Source organism: Flavobacterium hungaricum, assembly GCF_015182285.1.
GTDB lineage: Bacteria > Bacteroidota > Bacteroidia > Flavobacteriales > Flavobacteriaceae > Flavobacterium > Flavobacterium hungaricum.
On record NZ_PRDM01000002.1, the window covers coordinates 806264 to 823513 of the forward strand.

19 protein-coding genes are annotated in these 17250 nt (G+C 34.4%); 12 read left to right on the forward strand and 7 right to left on the reverse strand.

Annotated features, from left to right (window positions below):
- The first annotated feature begins 1 nt into the window (after position 1).
- Entirely contained in the window at positions 2-586 is a 585-nt protein-coding gene (locus C4F50_RS11195) for a DUF420 domain-containing protein (RefSeq protein WP_194138742.1), read from the forward strand.
- Positions 576-842 (forward strand): hypothetical protein, encoded by a 267-nt coding sequence (locus C4F50_RS11200; protein ID WP_194138743.1) that lies wholly within the window; start codon positions 576-578, stop codon positions 840-842. Before C4F50_RS11195 ends, C4F50_RS11200 begins: the two co-directional genes overlap by 11 nt.
- A gap of 20 nt (positions 843-862) precedes the next feature.
- Here C4F50_RS11200 and C4F50_RS11205 read toward each other — a convergent pair whose 3' ends face one another.
- Positions 863-2269 (reverse strand): DUF4403 family protein, encoded by a 1407-nt coding sequence (locus C4F50_RS11205; RefSeq protein WP_194138744.1) that lies wholly within the window; start codon positions 2267-2269, stop codon positions 863-865.
- Positions 2270-2446: 177 nt separating this feature from the next.
- Between C4F50_RS11205 and C4F50_RS11210 the strand changes: the two genes are divergently transcribed.
- The 8 genes from C4F50_RS11210 (at position 2447) to tsaB (ending at position 10530) form a co-directional block, all read left to right on the forward strand.
- Positions 2447-3148, forward strand: a complete 702-nt coding sequence (locus C4F50_RS11210) for an ABC transporter ATP-binding protein (RefSeq protein ID WP_194138745.1) — start codon at positions 2447-2449, stop codon at positions 3146-3148.
- Positions 3141-4385, forward strand: a complete 1245-nt coding sequence (locus tag C4F50_RS11215; RefSeq protein WP_194138746.1) for an ABC transporter permease — start codon at positions 3141-3143, stop codon at positions 4383-4385. The genes C4F50_RS11210 and C4F50_RS11215 overlap by 8 nt, the downstream gene beginning before the upstream one ends.
- Before the next feature lie 3 nt (positions 4386-4388).
- Positions 4389-5654 carry an ABC transporter permease gene (locus tag C4F50_RS11220; protein ID WP_194138747.1) on the forward strand — a complete coding sequence of 422 codons (1266 nt, stop codon included), beginning with the start codon at positions 4389-4391 and terminating at the stop codon, positions 5652-5654.
- Positions 5655-5692: 38 nt separating this feature from the next.
- Positions 5693-6808, forward strand: a complete 1116-nt coding sequence (locus tag C4F50_RS11225; protein ID WP_194138748.1) for an efflux RND transporter periplasmic adaptor subunit — start codon at positions 5693-5695, stop codon at positions 6806-6808.
- An 81-nt stretch (positions 6809-6889) separates the two neighbouring features.
- Positions 6890-8272, forward strand: a complete 1383-nt coding sequence (locus C4F50_RS11230; protein ID WP_194138749.1) for a TolC family protein — start codon at positions 6890-6892, stop codon at positions 8270-8272.
- Positions 8273-8278: 6 nt separating this feature from the next.
- The gene (locus tag C4F50_RS11235) at positions 8279-9568 is read left to right on the forward strand and encodes an efflux RND transporter periplasmic adaptor subunit (protein ID WP_194138750.1); all 1290 of its coding nucleotides are present in this window, start codon (positions 8279-8281) and stop codon (positions 9566-9568) included.
- Positions 9569-9577: 9 nt separating this feature from the next.
- Positions 9578-9835: a hypothetical protein gene (locus C4F50_RS11240; RefSeq protein ID WP_194138751.1), complete on the forward strand. Its 258-nt coding sequence runs from the start codon at positions 9578-9580 to the stop codon at positions 9833-9835.
- 23 nt (positions 9836-9858) lie between these two features.
- Positions 9859-10530, forward strand: a complete 672-nt coding sequence (tsaB, locus tag C4F50_RS11245) for a tRNA (adenosine(37)-N6)-threonylcarbamoyltransferase complex dimerization subunit type 1 TsaB (RefSeq protein ID WP_194138752.1) — start codon at positions 9859-9861, stop codon at positions 10528-10530.
- A gap of 7 nt (positions 10531-10537) precedes the next feature.
- Here the strand turns inward: tsaB and C4F50_RS11250 are convergent, their stop codons facing one another.
- From C4F50_RS11250 to C4F50_RS11260, 3 genes are all read right to left on the reverse strand, one after another.
- Positions 10538-11350, reverse strand: coding sequence for a mechanosensitive ion channel family protein (locus C4F50_RS11250; RefSeq protein WP_194138753.1), 813 nt, complete (start codon positions 11348-11350; stop codon positions 10538-10540).
- 95 nt (positions 11351-11445) lie between these two features.
- Positions 11446-11793 carry a YtxH domain-containing protein gene (locus C4F50_RS11255; RefSeq protein ID WP_194138754.1) on the reverse strand — a complete coding sequence of 116 codons (348 nt, stop codon included), beginning with the start codon at positions 11791-11793 and terminating at the stop codon, positions 11446-11448.
- A gap of 146 nt (positions 11794-11939) precedes the next feature.
- On the reverse strand, positions 11940-12839 hold the full coding sequence (locus tag C4F50_RS11260; protein ID WP_194138755.1) for a NifU family protein: 900 nt from the start codon (positions 12837-12839) through the stop codon (positions 11940-11942).
- A gap of 143 nt (positions 12840-12982) precedes the next feature.
- Here C4F50_RS11260 and C4F50_RS11265 point away from each other — a divergent pair, with 143 nt between their 5' ends.
- Both C4F50_RS11265 and C4F50_RS11270 read left to right on the forward strand, forming a co-directional pair.
- Positions 12983-13972, forward strand: a complete 990-nt coding sequence (locus tag C4F50_RS11265; protein WP_194138756.1) for a PorP/SprF family type IX secretion system membrane protein — start codon at positions 12983-12985, stop codon at positions 13970-13972.
- Between the two features lie 15 nt (positions 13973-13987).
- Positions 13988-14506, forward strand: coding sequence for a gamma carbonic anhydrase family protein (locus C4F50_RS11270; RefSeq protein WP_194138757.1), 519 nt, complete (start codon positions 13988-13990; stop codon positions 14504-14506).
- An 84-nt stretch (positions 14507-14590) separates the two neighbouring features.
- Here C4F50_RS11270 and C4F50_RS11275 read toward each other — a convergent pair whose 3' ends face one another.
- The 3 genes from C4F50_RS11275 to C4F50_RS11285 all read right to left on the reverse strand — a co-directional run bounded on the left by C4F50_RS11275 (position 14591) and on the right by C4F50_RS11285 (position 17250).
- The gene (locus tag C4F50_RS11275; protein ID WP_194138758.1) at positions 14591-15310 is read right to left on the reverse strand and encodes a LytR/AlgR family response regulator transcription factor; all 720 of its coding nucleotides are present in this window, start codon (positions 15308-15310) and stop codon (positions 14591-14593) included.
- Positions 15311-15414: 104 nt separating this feature from the next.
- Positions 15415-16125 carry a dioxygenase family protein gene (locus C4F50_RS11280; protein WP_194138759.1) on the reverse strand — a complete coding sequence of 237 codons (711 nt, stop codon included), beginning with the start codon at positions 16123-16125 and terminating at the stop codon, positions 15415-15417.
- Between the two features lie 12 nt (positions 16126-16137).
- A complete protein-coding gene (locus tag C4F50_RS11285; protein WP_194138760.1) occupies positions 16138-17250 on the reverse strand; it encodes a sensor histidine kinase in 1113 nt (370 codons plus the stop codon).

A 17250-nucleotide genomic window follows, 5' to 3' on the forward strand; every position in this document is an offset into this window, starting at 1 on the left:
AATGGAAGATCATTCATTAGAAAAAAAATACAACAAATGGATCGTTGCTGTTTCAATTGTAATTCCGGTTGTTGTAGCAATTTTATTTGGTGTTAAACTTAAAGATTTTGGTTTTGATGTAGAACCGTTATCATTTTTGCCGCCAATTTACGCCACTACAAATGGTATTACAGCAGTTGTTTTAGTTGCTGCAGTTATGGCTATAAAAAAAGGAAACCAAAAAGTTCACGAACGTTTAATGACTTTTGCTATTGCATTATCGCTGGCTTTTTTGGTAATGTATGTGGCTTATCATATGACTTCTGATTCTACAAAGTTTGGCGATTTAAATCATGATGGTATTCTAGATGCGGTAGAAAGCGCAAAAGTAGGATCATTGCGATTGGTATACTTTGTAATTTTAATAACGCACATTTTACTTTCAATAGCAATTATTCCATTGGTATTGATTACCTATGTTAGAGCTCTTGCAAAGCGTTTTGACAGGCACAGAAAGATTGCTAAAATCACTTTTCCAATTTGGCTTTATGTTGCCGTAACGGGAGTGATAGTATTTTTAATGATTTCTCCTTATTATGCGCACTAACACAAAAAAAAATAAAACTTCAAACTCCAAATTCCAAGCAGTTCTTTTTGGAATTTGTGTTTTTTTAATTGGAATTTCTGCAAATGCGCAATGCGCGATGTGCCGAGCAGCATTATCGGGAGATTCTAATATAAAGAAAGCAGAAGCCGTAAACGACGGAATTGTTTACTTAATGGTAATTCCGTATCTGTTGGTTGTTATTATAGGATACATAATTTACAGAATGTATAGATCTAAAAAAAATAAAGCAGTGTAATTTTACACTGCTTTTATTTTTTACTTAAGTCCGTTTACCGAGACATTAACTGTTCCGTTTATTTTGATGAAAGCAATTATGGCTTGATTCGTCAGCTGAATTTTATCAAATTGAATGTCTTCCATTTTTCCGTTAACAAAAACTCCTGGCATTGGCGAATAGTTTTTAAGATAAGCCGCCATGCTTTTCTTGCCTTCTTCCAAATTCGGCTGAATCGAATAACGACAGCTTTCTTCCATTTTTTTCAAAATATATCCTTGTGCAAGCCAGTTGGCAGTTCGCATCAGTTTGCTTTTGGTGTCCAAAACATAATCTAGTTTGTCAAAATAGATTTCTTTGGTCTGCGGATTGTATTGTGGGAATCCGTTTAAGTAAAGCGTTCCGTTGATATATCCTAAAACATCTAGCGCAATGACCATTTTACCTTCTTTATGCCAGATTGCTACATTTTTTACGGTAATCTTTTTACTTCCTGATCCAAATTCCTGCCCAGCAAAATTTTGAGTCATAATTTTTGATGCATCTACATAACTTGAAATGGCAGCAATATTAGCAGAGATTTGACTCGGAATTTTTGCAACTGGTTTTAAAGCTATTTTATTTGGGCTGAATTTTGATTCTGGTTTTTTGCCTACAATGGTTTCCATATTGCATTTCATTCCCATTTCCAGCAAGAAAGAATCATTTTTAAGTTTGGCATTTGTCGAATAAATTTCGATAGGAACAATTCGAAGCCAGCTTTCGTAAGTATCACTCATTTGGATAGGCGTCGCTATTTTTTCAACAGCTTGAAGAACATTAGGTTTAAAATCCATAGATTGTTCAATGGCCTCATCTATTGTTTTTTCTATTGTTTTTTTGAAAATAGAAATTGCCGGATTTACCAAATACGTAATCGGCATATTTTTTCCAAAAACAGTCATTGTCGGACTTTCTGCCCAATCCAATGATTTAAACTCGGTTTTAGTGGTCAGTTTCCAATTTGAGAGTGTGGTTTCACTAGATAATGTGATCTTTCCATTCAGATTAAACTCTCTGATATCGTAAAGTTCAATGCCCATTTTTTTGGTTCCGATTCTATATTTAATATTCGCTTTTAGCGGTAATATTGTTTTTATCTTTTTATTCGGACTTGCGGGATCATTTTGAATTTGGATAGGGGCCTGTTTCCAGATTTTTATTTGGATATCATCATCTTCGATGTTGTTGTCTTCATAAATTAATCCGGTTAGCAATGCATTGGTTTGATTTTCAATGTCACTTAACTTAATGCTGATAGGAAGGTTGATAAAAGAGGGGCTGCTGTCGTAAACGAGTGGTGATGCATCGTCTGGTTCGGGTTTTAAAGTGTCAATTTTTTGAGTTGAAGAGCAGCCTGTTAGCACCGTGAATGCGGCTGCAAATAAAATAAAAGAGTAAAGTTTCATTAATAGGAAAATTTTTAGATGCGGTAAAATTACAAAAACATTTATATTTTCTTAAAAAAGTGTAACATTTGAAAAAGAATGTAGTCTTATTGAAATAAGTAGGAAAAATTATTAACGTTTTGTTATCATAATTTACTTAATAAAAATGTTATTATTGTTTTAAAATTTAACAATACCATGATCGAAATCAAAGATTTGCATAAATCCTATAAAATGGGAAATTCAGAATTACATGTGTTGAAAGGTATCAATTTTAATATTGAAGAAGGAGAATTGGTTGCGATCATGGGGTCTTCTGGTTCTGGAAAATCGACACTGCTGAATATTTTAGGAATTTTGGATGAAGCCGATTCTGGAAGTTATACTTTAGACAAAACTCCAATTAAAAAGCTGAATGAAACCATTGCTTCAAGATACCGTAATAAATTTTTAGGTTTTGTTTTTCAATCCTTTAACTTGATTAATTATAAGTCCGCTTTGGACAACGTGGCAATGCCTTTGTATTACCAAGGAGTAAAAAGAAAAGAGCGTTACGAGATTGCCATGAAATATTTGGAAAAAGTTGGGCTGGGATCTCATTCACATCACCTCCCAAATGAGCTTTCTGGAGGTCAGAAACAACGTGTTGCTATTGCTAGAGCGTTAGCCTCAAATCCTAAAGTTTTATTGGCAGATGAGCCTACAGGAGCGCTTGACACAAAAACATCTTACGAGGTTATGGAGTTAATTCAAGGAATTAACGATGAAGGAAAAACCATTTTGATTGTAACCCACGAACCTGATATTGCCGCTATGTGCAAAAGAAATGTAGTCCTAAAAGACGGATTAATTATCGATGATAAAATGGTAGAACAAGTTAGAGCATCGTCTTATGTTTAATATTGAACGCTGGCAGGAAATATTTGAAGCCATTTCGAAAAACCGTCTGAGAACATTTCTTACGGGAATTTCTGTTGCTTCTGGAATTTTTATTTTGGTGATTTTACTGGGCGCAGGTAAAGGTCTGCAAAACGGAATTGAAAAGCAGTTTGAACGAGATGCTGCTGGAATTATTGAAGTTTGGTCGGGAACCACTACTAAGGAATTCAAAGGGCTGAATCCAGGAAGACAGATTCAGTTCAGGAACAGTGATTTTAATCAATCGGTTCAGAAATTTGAAGAAAAACTAGACTTGCGTGCCTCAACAAACAACTATTGGGGACAGCCTTTTGCTTATGGAAAAGAATCGGGAAGTTATCAATTTAGAGGTGTTGATCCAGATTATGGAGGTATAGAAAATTTAACGATTGTACAAGGCCGCTATATAAACGCTAAAGATTTACAAAGCAATGCAAAAGTTGCAGTCATTGGAATGAAATTGAAGAATGATCTGCTTAAAGATAAATATGCAATAGGCGAAGAAATCTTAATTAACAAAATTAGTTTTAAGGTTATTGGGGTTTTTACAGATCCAGGAGGAGAAAGAGAAGAGACTCGCGCATATCTGCCGTTGTCTACTGTTCAAAGAACGTTTGGTGGAGGTGATAAAATCAGCAATATATTTTTTACGTTAAAAAAGACAGCCGATTATGATGAGGCATTGGCACAGTCAGAAAAGTTTACGCAAGATTTAAAAAACTTATTGAAGAGTAAAAACATGGTCGCTCCAGAAGACGATAGCGGTGTTGGAGCTTACAATTCGGTTAAAGATGCTAAGCAGTTTTACGATCTGAACTTATATATACGATTGTTTTTCTGGTGGGTTGGAATATGTACCATCATTGCCGGTGTAGTAGGAGTAAGTAATATCATGTTGATTATTGTGAAAGAGAGAACCAAAGAAATAGGAATCAGAAAAGCATTAGGTGCTTCTCCTTTTTCAATCATTTCAATGATTCTTCACGAATCCATTTTTATAACTACAATTGCTGGTTTTGTTGGCTTGCTGGCTAGTTTGCTTTTGCTGGAATTTGTTGGGCCGATGGTGCAGAGCGAATTCTTTAGAAATCCTGAAGTAGATTTTAGCGTGGCATTGACCACTTTAATACTGCTTGTATTTGCTGGTGCTATGGCGGGGTTTTTCCCAGCTTACAGAGCCGCTAAAATTAAACCTATTGTAGCACTTAGAGACGAATAATATATGTTTAGTAAAGATAATTGGGACGAGATTTTACAGGCTTTAACGGCTAATGTTTTCAGAACGATACTGACAGCTTTTGGTGTGTTTTGGGGGATTTTTATTTTGGTCATTTTATTGGCAGCAGGAAAAGGCCTTGAAAATGGTGTGAAAAAAGGCTTTGACGGTATTGCCACCAATACCATGTTTATGTGGAGCCAGACTACCTCAAAAGCCTATAAAGGACTTCCAAAAACAAGAAGATACGATTTTAGAAATAGTGACGTCGCTGCTTTAAGAAATGCGGTTCCAAATTTATTATATGTTTCACCTAGAAATCAACTAGGAGATTTTAACGGAACAAATAATGTGGTGAGAGGAACCAAAACTTCTGCTTTTACCATTTATGGAGATTATCCAGAATTGATTAAACAACAGCCGATGGATATTATCAAAGGCCGTTTTGTAAATCATCAGGATATTCAGGAGAAAAGAAAAGTTTGTGTGATTGGTAAAGGTGTAATCAGCGAATTATACGGAAAAGAAGAAGAATCAGTAGGAACTTACATTAAAATAAACGGAATCAATTTTATGGTTGTAGGGGTTTATTCGTCCAAACAGCAAGGAGGAAATGCCGAACAGGAACAAAAAAATATTTTTATTCCGTTTACCACCTTTCAGCAAGCTTTTAATTACGGAGATAAAGTAGGCTGGATGGCGATTACGGCAACAGACGATGCTTCTATAACAGAATTAAAACCTAAAATTTTAGAGACGATAAAAGCGCTTCACTATATAAATCCAGCAGATGATAGAGCAGTGGGTAATTTTGATTTATACGAACAATTCAATAAAGTACAGAGTTTGTTTAATATATTAAAAATCATTGCTTATTTTGTAGGAACTTTGGTTCTGATTTCTGGTGTTATCGGAATTTCAAATATTATGTTGATTGTAGTTAAAGAACGTACCAAAGAAATTGGGATAAGAAGAGCACTTGGAGCAACACCTGGAGCGATTCGTACACAGATTTTAACAGAATCAATATTTTTAACAATCATTTCAGGGATGTTAGGAATTGCGGTAGCTACCGGAATTATTGCAATTTTAAATATAGCGCTCGATTCTATGCCGCCCAATAGCGGTACCATGTTTGCCAACCCTACTGTAGATTTAAGAGTTGTATTTGTCGCTTTATTAATATTAGTAGGATCAGGTTTGCTTGCAGGGTTTATTCCCGCGCAGACCGCCATAAGTGTAAAGCCGGTAGATGCTTTAAGAACAGAATAAATTATCAATCAAAATAAAATCGATTTAACCCAAAAACAATGAAAAAAGGAGCAACCATAACCATTTTAATTTTTATTGCGATCGTTTTTGTAGGCGCGCTTTATTACTTGTACGCTAAAAATAAACAATCGCCGATTGTTTTTAAAACGGAAAAAGCAGAAATTAAAACAATCGTAAAAAATACAATTGCGACAGGTAATATTCAGCCTGATGAAGAGGTCTTAATCAAACCAAATATTTCAGGAATTATAGAACAAGTATACATTAAAGCCGGAGAAAAAATCAAAGCTGGCGATATGATTGCAAAAATTAGAGTTGTTGCAAACGTTTCTAATGTAAGCAGTACGCAAAATCAGGTGCAGACTGCAAAAATTGCCTTAGACAACCAAGAACGATTATACAAAAGACAAAAAACGTTGTTTGAAAAAGATGTTATTTCTGCCAACGATTTTGATGCTGCAGAAGTAGCTTACAATCAGGCAAAACAAACTTATCTTGCAGCAAAACAAAGTCTGGATATTGTAAAAACAGGAACAACCTCGTCTTTAGGAAATTATGCCAATACTTTAATTCGTTCTACTGTAAACGGAATGGTTCTGGATGTTCCTGTAAAAGTTGGAAACCAAGTAATCGAAAGCAATAACTTTAATGAAGGAACTACAATTGCAAGTGTTGCGGATGTCGGCAGAATGATTTTTGTTGGAAAAATCGATGAATCTGAAGTAGGGAAGATTAAAGAAAGAATGCCTATCGAAATCACTGTTGGAGCAATCGAGAACAAAAAGTTTACTGCGGTTCTAACGTACATCGCGCCAAAAGGAGTTACAGAAAATGGGGCGATTCAGTTTGAGATCAAAGCATCTTTAGAAAATAGAGACGACACTTTTATCAGAGCTGGTTTGAGTGCCAATGCATCTATTATTTTAGAAAAAGCAGATAAAGTTTTGGCGGTAAAAGAATCATTGGTTCAATTTGACAAAAAAACACAAAAACCTTATGTTGAAGTTGAAACGGCTCCACAGAAATTTCAAAGAAGAGATGTGGTGCTGGGAGTAAGCGACGGAATTTATGTTCAAATTAAAAGCGGGATCAAAAAAACAGACAAAATTAAAATTTGGAACCAAGGTTTGATCGACGAAAAAGAAAAAAAATAATTTGAAATTATAGCGGTTTTTTTGAGGTTTTAAAAATGTTAAATTTGCGCAGTATCGTTACTGTGCTTTCATTCAAAATATATGAAAATAAATAAATATAATAGTCTACTTTTTGCCCTGTTATTTGGTTTCGGATTATCAAGTAATGCGCAGTCGAAACAATGGACTTTAGAAGAATGTGTTCGTTATGCATTAGAGAATAACATTACGATTAAATTATCTGAATTGGATGTAAAAAATGCAGTGATTGATAAAAAAGGTGCGCTGGGGAATTATCTTCCGTCTGTTAGCGGAAGTGCATCACACTCTTGGAATATTGGTTTAAATCAGGATCTTACAACTGGTATTTTGCGTAACCAAACTACTCAATATTCATCAGTTGGATTAAGTGCCGGGGTTGATCTTTATAAAGGTCTTCAAAATCAAAATACTTATAGAAGAGCAAAACTTTCTATAATTGCATCACAATACCAATTGGTAAAAATGCAGGAAGATATTTCGTTGAATGTTGCCAGTGCTTTTTTACAGATTTTATCTAATAAAGAAGATTTGAAAATTAAAAAAGAGCAGTTGTTAATCGACGAAAAACGATTTGCACGTTCTGAAGAAATGGTAAATGCAGGGACAATTCCGCGTGGCGATTTATTTGACTTAAAAGCAACAGTGGCTACTGATAAACAAAACATTGCAGTTTCTGAGAACAACTTATTAATCTCAAAATTGAGTTTGGCGCAGCTTTTACAATTAAAAGAATTTGCTGATTTTGATGTGGTAGATGACACCAACGTAAAAGACGAAAACAATATTCTAGCACAGACGCCTGTTGAGATTTATAATAAAGCAAGAGAAACCAGAACAGAGTTAAAGCTAGCACAAACCAATCTTGAAATTGCTCAAAAAAATGTAGCAATTGCAAAGGGAGCTTTTCAGCCAACTCTAAGTGGCTTTTATGGTTTTAATACAAGAGCAAGTTACAGTGATCAAATTAGATTTGATAGTGCTAATAATCCTTATACGGTAGGTCCGGATCCTATATTCCAGCAGTTTAGTGATAATAAAGGACATAACTTTGGTTTACAATTAAATGTGCCTATATTTAATGGTTTCTCTGTTAAGAATAATGTTGAAAGAAGTAAAGTAAGTTTAGAGAAATCTAAAATAGATTTAGAGCAAAAAAGTTTAGATTTGCAGCGTAACGTTTATACGGCTTTTACAGATGCGAAATCCTCATTAAACACTTATGAAGCATCTACAGTAACATTAGAAGCAAGACAGCAGGCATACAATTATGCTAAAGAAAAATACGATGTAGGTTTGATGAATTCATTTGATTTTACACAGGCGCAAACCTTGTTGACAAATGCACAGTCTGATGTTATTAGAACAAAATACGATTACATGTTCAAAATAAAAATACTTGAATTCTACTTCGGAATTCCAATTGTCCCAATTATCACAAAATAATTTATTATGTCAAAAAAAAGAGTTTATTTCTTAGTAGGTGGAGTAGTAGTGCTGATTTTAATTTTAGTACTTCTTAAAAAAGGCAATATAGTAGGAAATAATGAAGAAGGTAAAGAAGTAGAAATTGCAAAAGTTACCGCTTCAACGATCATAGAAACCGTTTCGGCAACAGGAAAAATCCAGCCGGAAATAGAGGTTAAAATTTCGCCGGAAGTTTCTGGAGAAATTATTTTATTGAATGTAAAAGAAGGACAAGTCGTTAAAAAAGGAGATTTATTAGTAAAAATAAATCCAGATTTATATACTTCGAGTTACAACCGCTCGGTATCCAATTTATCTGGATCAAAAGCTGGTTTAACACAATCTGAAGCAAGTTTTAAAGAAGCAAAAGCCAATTATGAGCGTAATAAAACCTTGTACGACAAAGGGGTAATTTCAAAATCGGATTGGGACAAAGCAATCGCTTCTTTTGAAGTGGCAAAAGCAACCAAACAAAATTCTTATTATAATGTTCAAAGTGCTGCTGCTTCTGTAAATGAAGCAAAAGACAATTTAGGACGTACCACCATTTATGCTCCAGCAGACGGAACAATTTCTGTTTTGAATGTTGAATTAGGGGAACGTGTTTTGGGAACGCAGCAAATGGCAGGAACAGAACTTTTACGTGTAGCCAATCTTAACAATATGGAAGTTGAAGTCGATGTTAATGAAAATGATATCGTAAAAATCAAAATTGGAGACGAAGCGAATGTTGAAGTGGATGCATATTTAAAAAAGAAATTTAAAGGTATAGTAACTAGTATTTCAAATTCAGCGAGTACAACTTTGACATCTGATCAGGTTACTAATTTTAAAGTAAAAGTTAGAATTGTAAAAGAGTCGTATCAAGATTTATTAGAAGGAAAACCGGCTGCTTATTCTCCTTTTAGACCTGGAATGACTGCAACAGTTGATATTATCACTACAACAAAAACAAATGTTTTAGCAGTGCCGATTAGTGCTGTGGTGATTAAATCGGATACAGCGGCTGTAAAAGAGATTAAAGTTGAAGATCCTAGTGAAAAGAAAACAGCTCCGAAAAATGATAAGAAATTTGAATGTGTATTTGTAAAATCCGAAGATAAAGCTAAAATCAGAGTCATTAAAACAGGAATTCAAGACGATACCAATATTGAAGTTACTACTGGTTTAAAAGAGGGCGATGTTGTTATTACAGGGCCCTATACAACAGTTTCTAAAGATTTGAATTCTGGAGATAAAGTAAAGCTTAAAAAAGCCGAAGCTGCCAAAAAATAACTTTGGATCATGATTATTGCACTGCATGGCGGTTTTACTTTAGAATTGCTCTATAGTTTAGTGGGCGGTTTTATAGCTGCAATTGCATTTGTGGTGTACGTTCATTATCGGGTTTCCAAAACAGAATATTACAGAGAAGAATATGTTTATTTTTCTGAAGGAAGAAAACTGCTCATATATTTTGGTTTTTTGATTGTAATTTTATGTTTTGCTTATCTGTTATTTTGGATATTTACTTTTATTTTTGCAGGACTGATTTTCAAATAAACTTTAATTAAAAATAAATTATTTTGTCTTTTATCCTAAACATCGAAACTGCTACTAAAAATTGTTCTGTATCAATCGCTGAAAAAGGCAAAACTATTGTTTGCAGCGAACTTGCCGATGAAGGGTATTCTCATGCCGAAAAGCTGCATGTTTTTATAGAAGAAGTTATTGCAAAAGCCGGAATCACAGTTCAGGATTTAGCAGCAATTGCAGTAAGTCAGGGACCAGGTTCTTATACAGGACTCCGAATTGGTGTTTCGGCGGCAAAAGGGTTGTGCTATGCTTTAAATATTCCACTCATTGCAATTGATACCTTACAGACTTTGGCTTCGCAGGCAAACGTTTCAGACGGGAAAATTATTCCGATGTTAGATGCCCGCCGTATGGAAGTGTACAGTGCTGTTTTTAATTCAGATATGACAATTGAAAGAGGTATTGAGGCCGAAATAATAGACGAAAACTCTTTTAAAAACTATACAGATAAAATTTATTTTGTTGGTGATTGTGCCGAAAAATGCAAAACGGTTTTAACAGCCGCTAATTTTGTTTTTTTAGAAGAGGTAAAATATCCATCGGCACAGGCAATGAGTAAAATTAGTTTTGATAAGTATCAAAAAAGCGACACCGTAGATGTCGCCTATTTTGAACCTTATTATTTAAAAGATTTTATGATTGCTCCTTCAAAAAAACAATAAATCTCTTTTATTTTTGTATTGTATACGGCTGTACAGCTATTCCTGCTTCGTCTAATGCCGCTTTGCAGTTTTCTAATGTCTCAGAAAACACAGATCCGTAGTTGGCATTTGCTGCCCAAGGACGAACGGCAAAATCAACAGAACTTGCAGATAGATTTTTAACAAAAACTTCTGGCGCTGGATTTTTTAATACTTTTGGATTTTTATTTAAAACCTCCAATAAAACTTCTTTGGCTTTCTTAATATCAGAATCATAAGAAACGGCAAAAGTCAGATCGGCTCTTCTTTCTCCCTGCATCGAGTAGTTGATGATGGTTCCGTTTGATAAAGCACCATTTGGTACAAATACAGTCTGATTATTTCCTGTCAGCATTTTAGTGACAAAAATCTGGATTTCTAATACAGTTGCAATTACACCCTGTGCCTCAATGGTATCTCCAACTTTGAATGGTTTAAAAACAATAATCAGCATGCCGCCGGCAAAGTTGGACAGCGACCCCTGCAATGATAAACCAACCGCAAGTCCCATTGCTCCAAGAATCGCAACAAAAGAAGAAGTCTCAATTCCTAGTTTAGAAATAAAAGTGACAAACAATAAAATACGTAAAGCCCACAATAAAATATCGGCTAAGAATTTAGTCAGCGTCGGATCTAAATTTCTCTTAACCATTATTCTTCTAATAACTCTATTAATAAGTCTAATGGCATACAAACCAATAAATAATATTAAAAATGCCGAAATTAATCTTGGAGAATAATCTACCAAAATATCAATAAATCTAGTAATGTATCTACTTACTTGTTCTGGATCGAGGTTCATAATTATAGTATTAAAATAAAAAAACCTTCTCAATAGGAGAAGGTGGTATTATGCGCTGCAAATATAGCAGCTATTTATAATTAAAAAAAAATAGTTTAATCTTCTTCAACCGCTATAGGTTTTTCGCTTACATCCACAACCGTTTCAGAGACTGTTTCTTTAGGCTCTTCTGCTAGTACTGCTGTTTTTTGTTTTACTGTCTCTAGAACATCCTCAATGGTATCAACTGCTTTATCGGCATATGCTGCCGCTTTATCAATTATAGGTTCAGAGGCTTCTTTTACTTTTTCAATCGTTTCTTCGGCAAAAGTTTCTGCCTTTTCGATATAAGGAGCTGCGGCTTCTTTTACTTGTTCAAAAGTCTCTTCGGCATTTACTGCCAATTCTGTCACCGACTCTTTTGTCGAGCCGAATACATTTTTTAAAAATGAAGATAATCCCATGGTTGTTAATTGATTGGTTAAGAATACAATATTAATTAAATTATAGGAATGGTCGTTTTTTTTAATGATAAATAATTGTTGTTTAAGGTGCGGTATAAAAAAAACGCCTGATTACTCAGACGTTTTAATATTTTTAAAATTTTTTATTAAGCATTAACAGCTTCTACTTTTATCGCTTCGTCATTAAGCATGCTTTTCAGCATATTTTCGATACCGCTTTTTAAGGTAAATGTTGACGAAGGACAACCGCTGCAAGCACCTTGAAGCAATACTTTTACCGTTTTATCTTCTTCATTATAAGATTCAAAAGCAATATTACCGCCATCAGCAGCAACCGCTGGTTTTACATATTCTTCTAATATATTGATGATTTGCTGAGAAGTAACGTCTAGCTTGTCAAAAGCTTCATCTTTAGTAACGTCATTTTTTGCTGTTGTCTGAATTAGACTTTCGTCAAGAACAGTTCCTCCGCTTTCAATAAACTTTTTAATAAAAGTTCTTAATTCTAAAGTGATTTCAGCCCAATCGTTAATTTCATATTTGGTTACCGAAATATAATTCTCATCAATAAAAACTTCTTTTACATAAGGAAATTTGAATAATTCCTGAGCTAATGGAGAAGAAGCAGTCTGGTCGATGTTTTTATATTCAACGGCATTTCTAGTCAGCATTCTGCTCACAACAAATTTTAAAGCAGACGGGTTTGGAGTTGTTTCTCCGTAAACCGTAATAGGCTGTTTTTTGGCTGTGTTTTCATCTACTTTAATAATCACGCCGCCTTTGTCAACAAATGCTGCAATTTGCTCTGCAACCGCATCTTTTACGTCATCCCAATCAACAATGCTGTAACGTTCTACTGCAATAAAATTTCCTGAAATGTAAACTGTTTTTACAAACGGAAGATAAAACAATTGCTGTGCTAACGGAGAAGATTGTGCTTCGTCTATATTTTTGAATTCAAAATTTTGATTTTGAGTGATAAAGTCCTCAAATTCAAATTTTAAAATCGTTGGATTTTGAGTCTCTTTTATAGTGATTTTTGTCATGGTAGTATATTTTTTGCAAATTTAGTAAAGTTATTTTCTACTAATGGCTATATTTGATTTTTTAATAAAATAATTAAGAGTCTTTACAAAGAAATCGTATTAAATTGCGAGAGTGAAAATTATATGAAACAAAAAATATCTTTATGAAATTAAGAATCAGGGTTTTATTGATTTTTTTGATCACTTCATTTTTTGCTTATTCTCAAGAAGGAATTCCTGTGTATTCGGACTATTTGTCGGATAATTATTATTTAATTCACCCCTCAATGGCGGGAGCCGCCAATTGTGCCAAGATTAGATTAACAGCCAGGAAGCAATGGTTTGGTCAAGAAGATGCGCCTGCGTTACAGACTTTGAGTTTTAACGGCAGGATAGGAGAGCGATCTGGAGCGGGAATTATTTTGTTTAATGATAAAAACGGATATCATTCTCAAAAAGGCGTAAAACTTACTTATGCCCACCATATTATGTTTTCGAGAGACGAAATAGATTTAAATCAGTTGTCTTTTGGAATCAGCGGCGGTGTGATTCAGAATGAGCTAGATGGGACAAAATTTGGACCTACTCTTGATCCGGCTATTTTTCCTGGAATCCAAAGTGATTCTTATTTTAATATGGATGTTGGAGTGTCTTATAATTTTATGGATTTTTATGCACATGCTACTGTGCAGGGATTATTAGAGACCAGAAGACAGCTGTATTCGGATTACGAAAGTGATAATCTTAGAAAATTTTTACTGAGTGCCGGTTACGTTTTTGGTAAAAATGAAAATATTACTTGGGAACCTTCTATCTTGTTTCAATTGTTTGATCAGACAAAAGAAAAAACAATCGATTTGAATATAAAGGCTTACAAAAGCATGGATTTTGGAAGTTTATGGGCTGCATTATCTTATAGAAGAAGTTTTGACGGCGCAGAGTATATTTCGGGAAGCGGCGTTTCTTCTCAAAAATTGCAATACGTTACTCCGATTGTGGGTGTAAATTTCAAAAATTTTATGTTCGCATATACGTACTCACAGGTTATGGGAGATGTTAAATTTGATAACGGAGCGTATCATCAAATTACTTTAGGACTTAATTTGTTCTGCAAAAAAGAACGCTACGATTGTAAATGTCCGGCAGTTAATTAAAGAAAAATATTTATTATGCTGATAAAATCTGTAAACGGAAAATCGCCTCAGATTCCAGAGGATTGTTATGTAGCCGAAAACGCTACTATTGTTGGAGATGTTACTTTTGGTGATTCTTGCAGTGTCTGGTTCAATGCGGTTATACGCGGCGATGTGCATTTTATAAAAATAGGTAACAAAGTAAACATTCAGGATGGTGCGATTATTCATTGTACATATCAAAAACACCCGACAATTATTGGCAATAATGTTTCTATAGGACACAATGCTATTGTACACGGCTGTACGATACACGACAATGTTTTGATCGGTATGGGAGCAATCGTGATGGATAACTGCGTAGTAGAAAGTAATTCGATTATTGCAGCCGGAGCAGTTTTAACGCAAAATACTGTTGTACCTTCGGGAACTATTTTTGCCGGTGTTCCTGCTAAAAAAGTAAAAGACATTGACCAGTCTAATTTTGCAGGAGAAATAGAGCGTATTTCTAATAATTACGTAATGTATTCAAGCTGGTTTAAAGACGAAGAATAACGATAAGAAATTTCAAAAATAAAAATTCCAAATTCCAATGTGATATAAATATTGGAATTGGAATTTTTTACTTTAGAATTTAATTTAAAGGTTGATTTTTTCGAAAAAGGAATTTTTGTAGCTTTCGCTGATGGGAATTCTTTTATCACTAATTAAAACCTTATTTTTCTGAATCGATTTTACGTGTTTTATATTGATGATGTAAGACCTGTGAATTCTAGAAAAACCTTTGCTGGAAAGCAGATTCTCTAATTTTATTAAGCTGATCAAAGTCAAGGTAAACTTGTTGTCGGTCGTATATATTTTTACATAATCTTTTAGTCCTTCGATAAAAAGAATATCAGCAAAATTCAATTTGACATTTTCGTATTCTGCCCTTACGAACATAAAATCCTGATCGATTTCTGGTGCAGGAGTGTTTTCTGCCGGAATTTGATTGACAGATGCACTAGGATTTGAGGCCTGCTGTGCTCTTACAACTGCTTTTAAAAAACGGTGAAATGGAATCGGTTTTACCAGATAATCAACGGCACCCAGATTAAAGCCTTCAACAGCATAATCAGAATATGCGGTTGTAAAGATCACCAAAGGTTTTTTTTCTATAGTGTTCAAAAAATCAATCCCAGAGAAATGCGGCATTTGGATGTCCAGAAAAATCAAATCAATATTGTTCTGATTGATGAATGAAACGGCGTCAATGGCATTATTAAAAGTATTCACCAATTCCAGTGAATCTACTTTTTTGACAAAATCTTCTAATAATTCGACCGCTAAGGGTTCGTCGTCAATGATAACACATTTCATCTTGTAAGGATTAAATTTTGCACAATTTGTTTTGGCAGTCAAAAATAGTTTTAAACCAGTAAATTAAGTTGTAAAATTTTCATAAAATACTGGTTAGTTTTGTTTTATGCATTCACCGTGATGGTTTTGCTTAGAGTATATCCGTCTGTTAGATTTCCTGTCATGGCAGCCAATTCCTGAGACAAACTATCAGAGAAAACAGTATCGCTTGTGTTTGACGTATCGGCCTGACCGTGTGCGGCATAATTGGTACTTGAGTACACCTGACTAGAAATAGTTTCTGGAAAAGCAATTTGTGTTACCAATAAAGAAGAACCACTGGCACTTAAAACTTCTACATGAATATGCGGTGCTCTGCCTTGATACCATCCTGGGTAAATGGAAATAAAAGAAACTTCGCCGTTAGCATTTGTGGTCTGCCTGCCTCTTAAAAAATGCACCGAAGTGTAATCGGTCTGCTGCATTTGAGTACCGCCATATTCCGAATAATTTCCGTCTTTGTCGCAATGCCATACGTCAACCAAAACATTTGCCAAAGGAGAACAGTCTGTTTTTTTGTTTTCGATTTTTAAATTAATCAGCAGAGCAATTCCAACACGATCAGATTTTATGTTTTCTAAAACCAGCTGACTTGGTGTTTTAATCGGAAAAGGCCCTTTGGTTTCTGATGGAGAAATGGCACAGGTTCCGTCTTCTGAATTTTCAGAATCGGTTTGGTCATTATCGCTTTTAGAACAAGACTCTAGAAATTTTGTTGAAGCTGCTAATGAAGCAATGCCTAAAATACCATTTCGAATAAATTTCTTTCTGTCCATAATCATTTGTGTTTACTGAATTGCGGTTTTAATTTCGTCTAATTTTAAATTTAAATGAACGCGGTAATATTGATTATCCTGTGTAATGGTTAGTTCGTGTGCGTTTGGATAAAGAAGATCAAGACGGCTTTGAATATTTACCAAGCCTATTCCAGAATTGTCAGGATCTTTGACATAGTTTTCGATCGTATTTTCGATCCAGAAATCGAGATCATTATCTGAGATTAAAATCTTGATTTTTACATGAGCAGCGCCTTTATAATCTGTCCCGTATTTAAATGCATTTTCGACAAACGAAATCAGCAGTAAGGGTTCGATATATTTGTTTTTGGTGTCACCATGTACATTGATTACAATGTCTTCGATATTATTTAACCGCAGTTTTTGTAATTCAATATAATTTTGAATGTAATTGATTTCTTTCTCTAAAGCCACCGTTTTATTGTCGGTTTCATACAACATATAGCGCATGAGTTCAGACAACGTCACGATGGCATCAGGAACCAAATCAGATTTTTTATGTGCCAAAGAATAAATACTGTTTAAAGAATTGAATAAAAAATGCGGATTGGTTTGTTTGCGCAGATAAATTAATTCGGTATTTGTTCGGTGTGTTTCGGCTATTAATTTGTTTTGCTGATTGTTGTAGAACTCTGTCAAGGTTCTGATAATCGCACTAATAGTAATTACTAAAATGTAGAAAAAGGAAGGGCCTATTTTAAAAAACAACGGCTGTCGCATTTCTAATCGCTGGTGCATTCTGCCTCTTGGAAAAAAATGCGGATCGTGCGGCATCATCCTTTGCTGCATCATGCTTTCGGGTCTTAGATGCCTAAACTCAGGAATAAAATAATTTATTCTGATAAGCATAAACACTGCAATAAGAATAAAAACGAAAGTAAAATAAAGCCAGTACTTTTTCTGCAGTAAAAAGGCAGGTACCAAATAAAAATAGTTCAGGTAAAACAAGACAATTCCCGTAATCCATTGTACATAAAAATCATTGTTAATCTTAAACGGACTTTCGTAAAACTGAATTAAAGAAGTCAGTATGAAGAAAACCCATATAGCACAATGGAATAATATCTTGTTATAGCCGGCATTTTTTAAGGTATCTATCTGCAT

Bases quoted from the DNA above. Each gene is read 5' to 3' on its own strand.
- C4F50_RS11225 (WP_194138748.1), top strand. From the start codon at position 5,693: ATGAAAAAAGGAGCAACCATAACCATTTTAATTTTTATTGCGATCGTT.
- C4F50_RS11270 (WP_194138757.1), top strand. From the start codon at position 13,988: ATGCTGATAAAATCTGTAAACGGAAAATCGCCTCAGATTCCAGAGGAT.
- C4F50_RS11285 (WP_194138760.1), bottom strand. From the start codon at position 17,250: ATGCAGATAGATACCTTAAAAAATGCCGGCTATAACAAGATATTATTC.
- C4F50_RS11280 (WP_194138759.1), bottom strand. From the start codon at position 16,125: ATGGACAGAAAGAAATTTATTCGAAATGGTATTTTAGGCATTGCTTCA.
- C4F50_RS11205 (WP_194138744.1), bottom strand. From the start codon at position 2,269: ATGAAACTTTACTCTTTTATTTTATTTGCAGCCGCATTCACGGTGCTA.
- C4F50_RS11210 (WP_194138745.1), top strand. From the start codon at position 2,447: ATGATCGAAATCAAAGATTTGCATAAATCCTATAAAATGGGAAATTCA.
- C4F50_RS11220 (WP_194138747.1), top strand. From the start codon at position 4,389: ATGTTTAGTAAAGATAATTGGGACGAGATTTTACAGGCTTTAACGGCT.
- C4F50_RS11250 (WP_194138753.1), bottom strand. From the start codon at position 11,350: ATGAACCTCGATCCAGAACAAGTAAGTAGATACATTACTAGATTTATT.
- C4F50_RS11200 (WP_194138743.1), top strand. From the start codon at position 576: ATGCGCACTAACACAAAAAAAAATAAAACTTCAAACTCCAAATTCCAA.
- C4F50_RS11240 (WP_194138751.1), top strand. From the start codon at position 9,578: ATGATTATTGCACTGCATGGCGGTTTTACTTTAGAATTGCTCTATAGT.
- C4F50_RS11255 (WP_194138754.1), bottom strand. From the start codon at position 11,793: ATGGGATTATCTTCATTTTTAAAAAATGTATTCGGCTCGACAAAAGAG.
- C4F50_RS11235 (WP_194138750.1), top strand. From the start codon at position 8,279: ATGTCAAAAAAAAGAGTTTATTTCTTAGTAGGTGGAGTAGTAGTGCTG.
- C4F50_RS11230 (WP_194138749.1), top strand. From the start codon at position 6,890: ATGAAAATAAATAAATATAATAGTCTACTTTTTGCCCTGTTATTTGGT.
- C4F50_RS11260 (WP_194138755.1), bottom strand. From the start codon at position 12,839: ATGACAAAAATCACTATAAAAGAGACTCAAAATCCAACGATTTTAAAA.
- C4F50_RS11215 (WP_194138746.1), top strand. From the start codon at position 3,141: ATGTTTAATATTGAACGCTGGCAGGAAATATTTGAAGCCATTTCGAAA.
- C4F50_RS11195 (WP_194138742.1), top strand. From the start codon at position 2: ATGGAAGATCATTCATTAGAAAAAAAATACAACAAATGGATCGTTGCT.
- C4F50_RS11275 (WP_194138758.1), bottom strand. From the start codon at position 15,310: ATGAAATGTGTTATCATTGACGACGAACCCTTAGCGGTCGAATTATTA.
- C4F50_RS11265 (WP_194138756.1), top strand. From the start codon at position 12,983: ATGAAATTAAGAATCAGGGTTTTATTGATTTTTTTGATCACTTCATTT.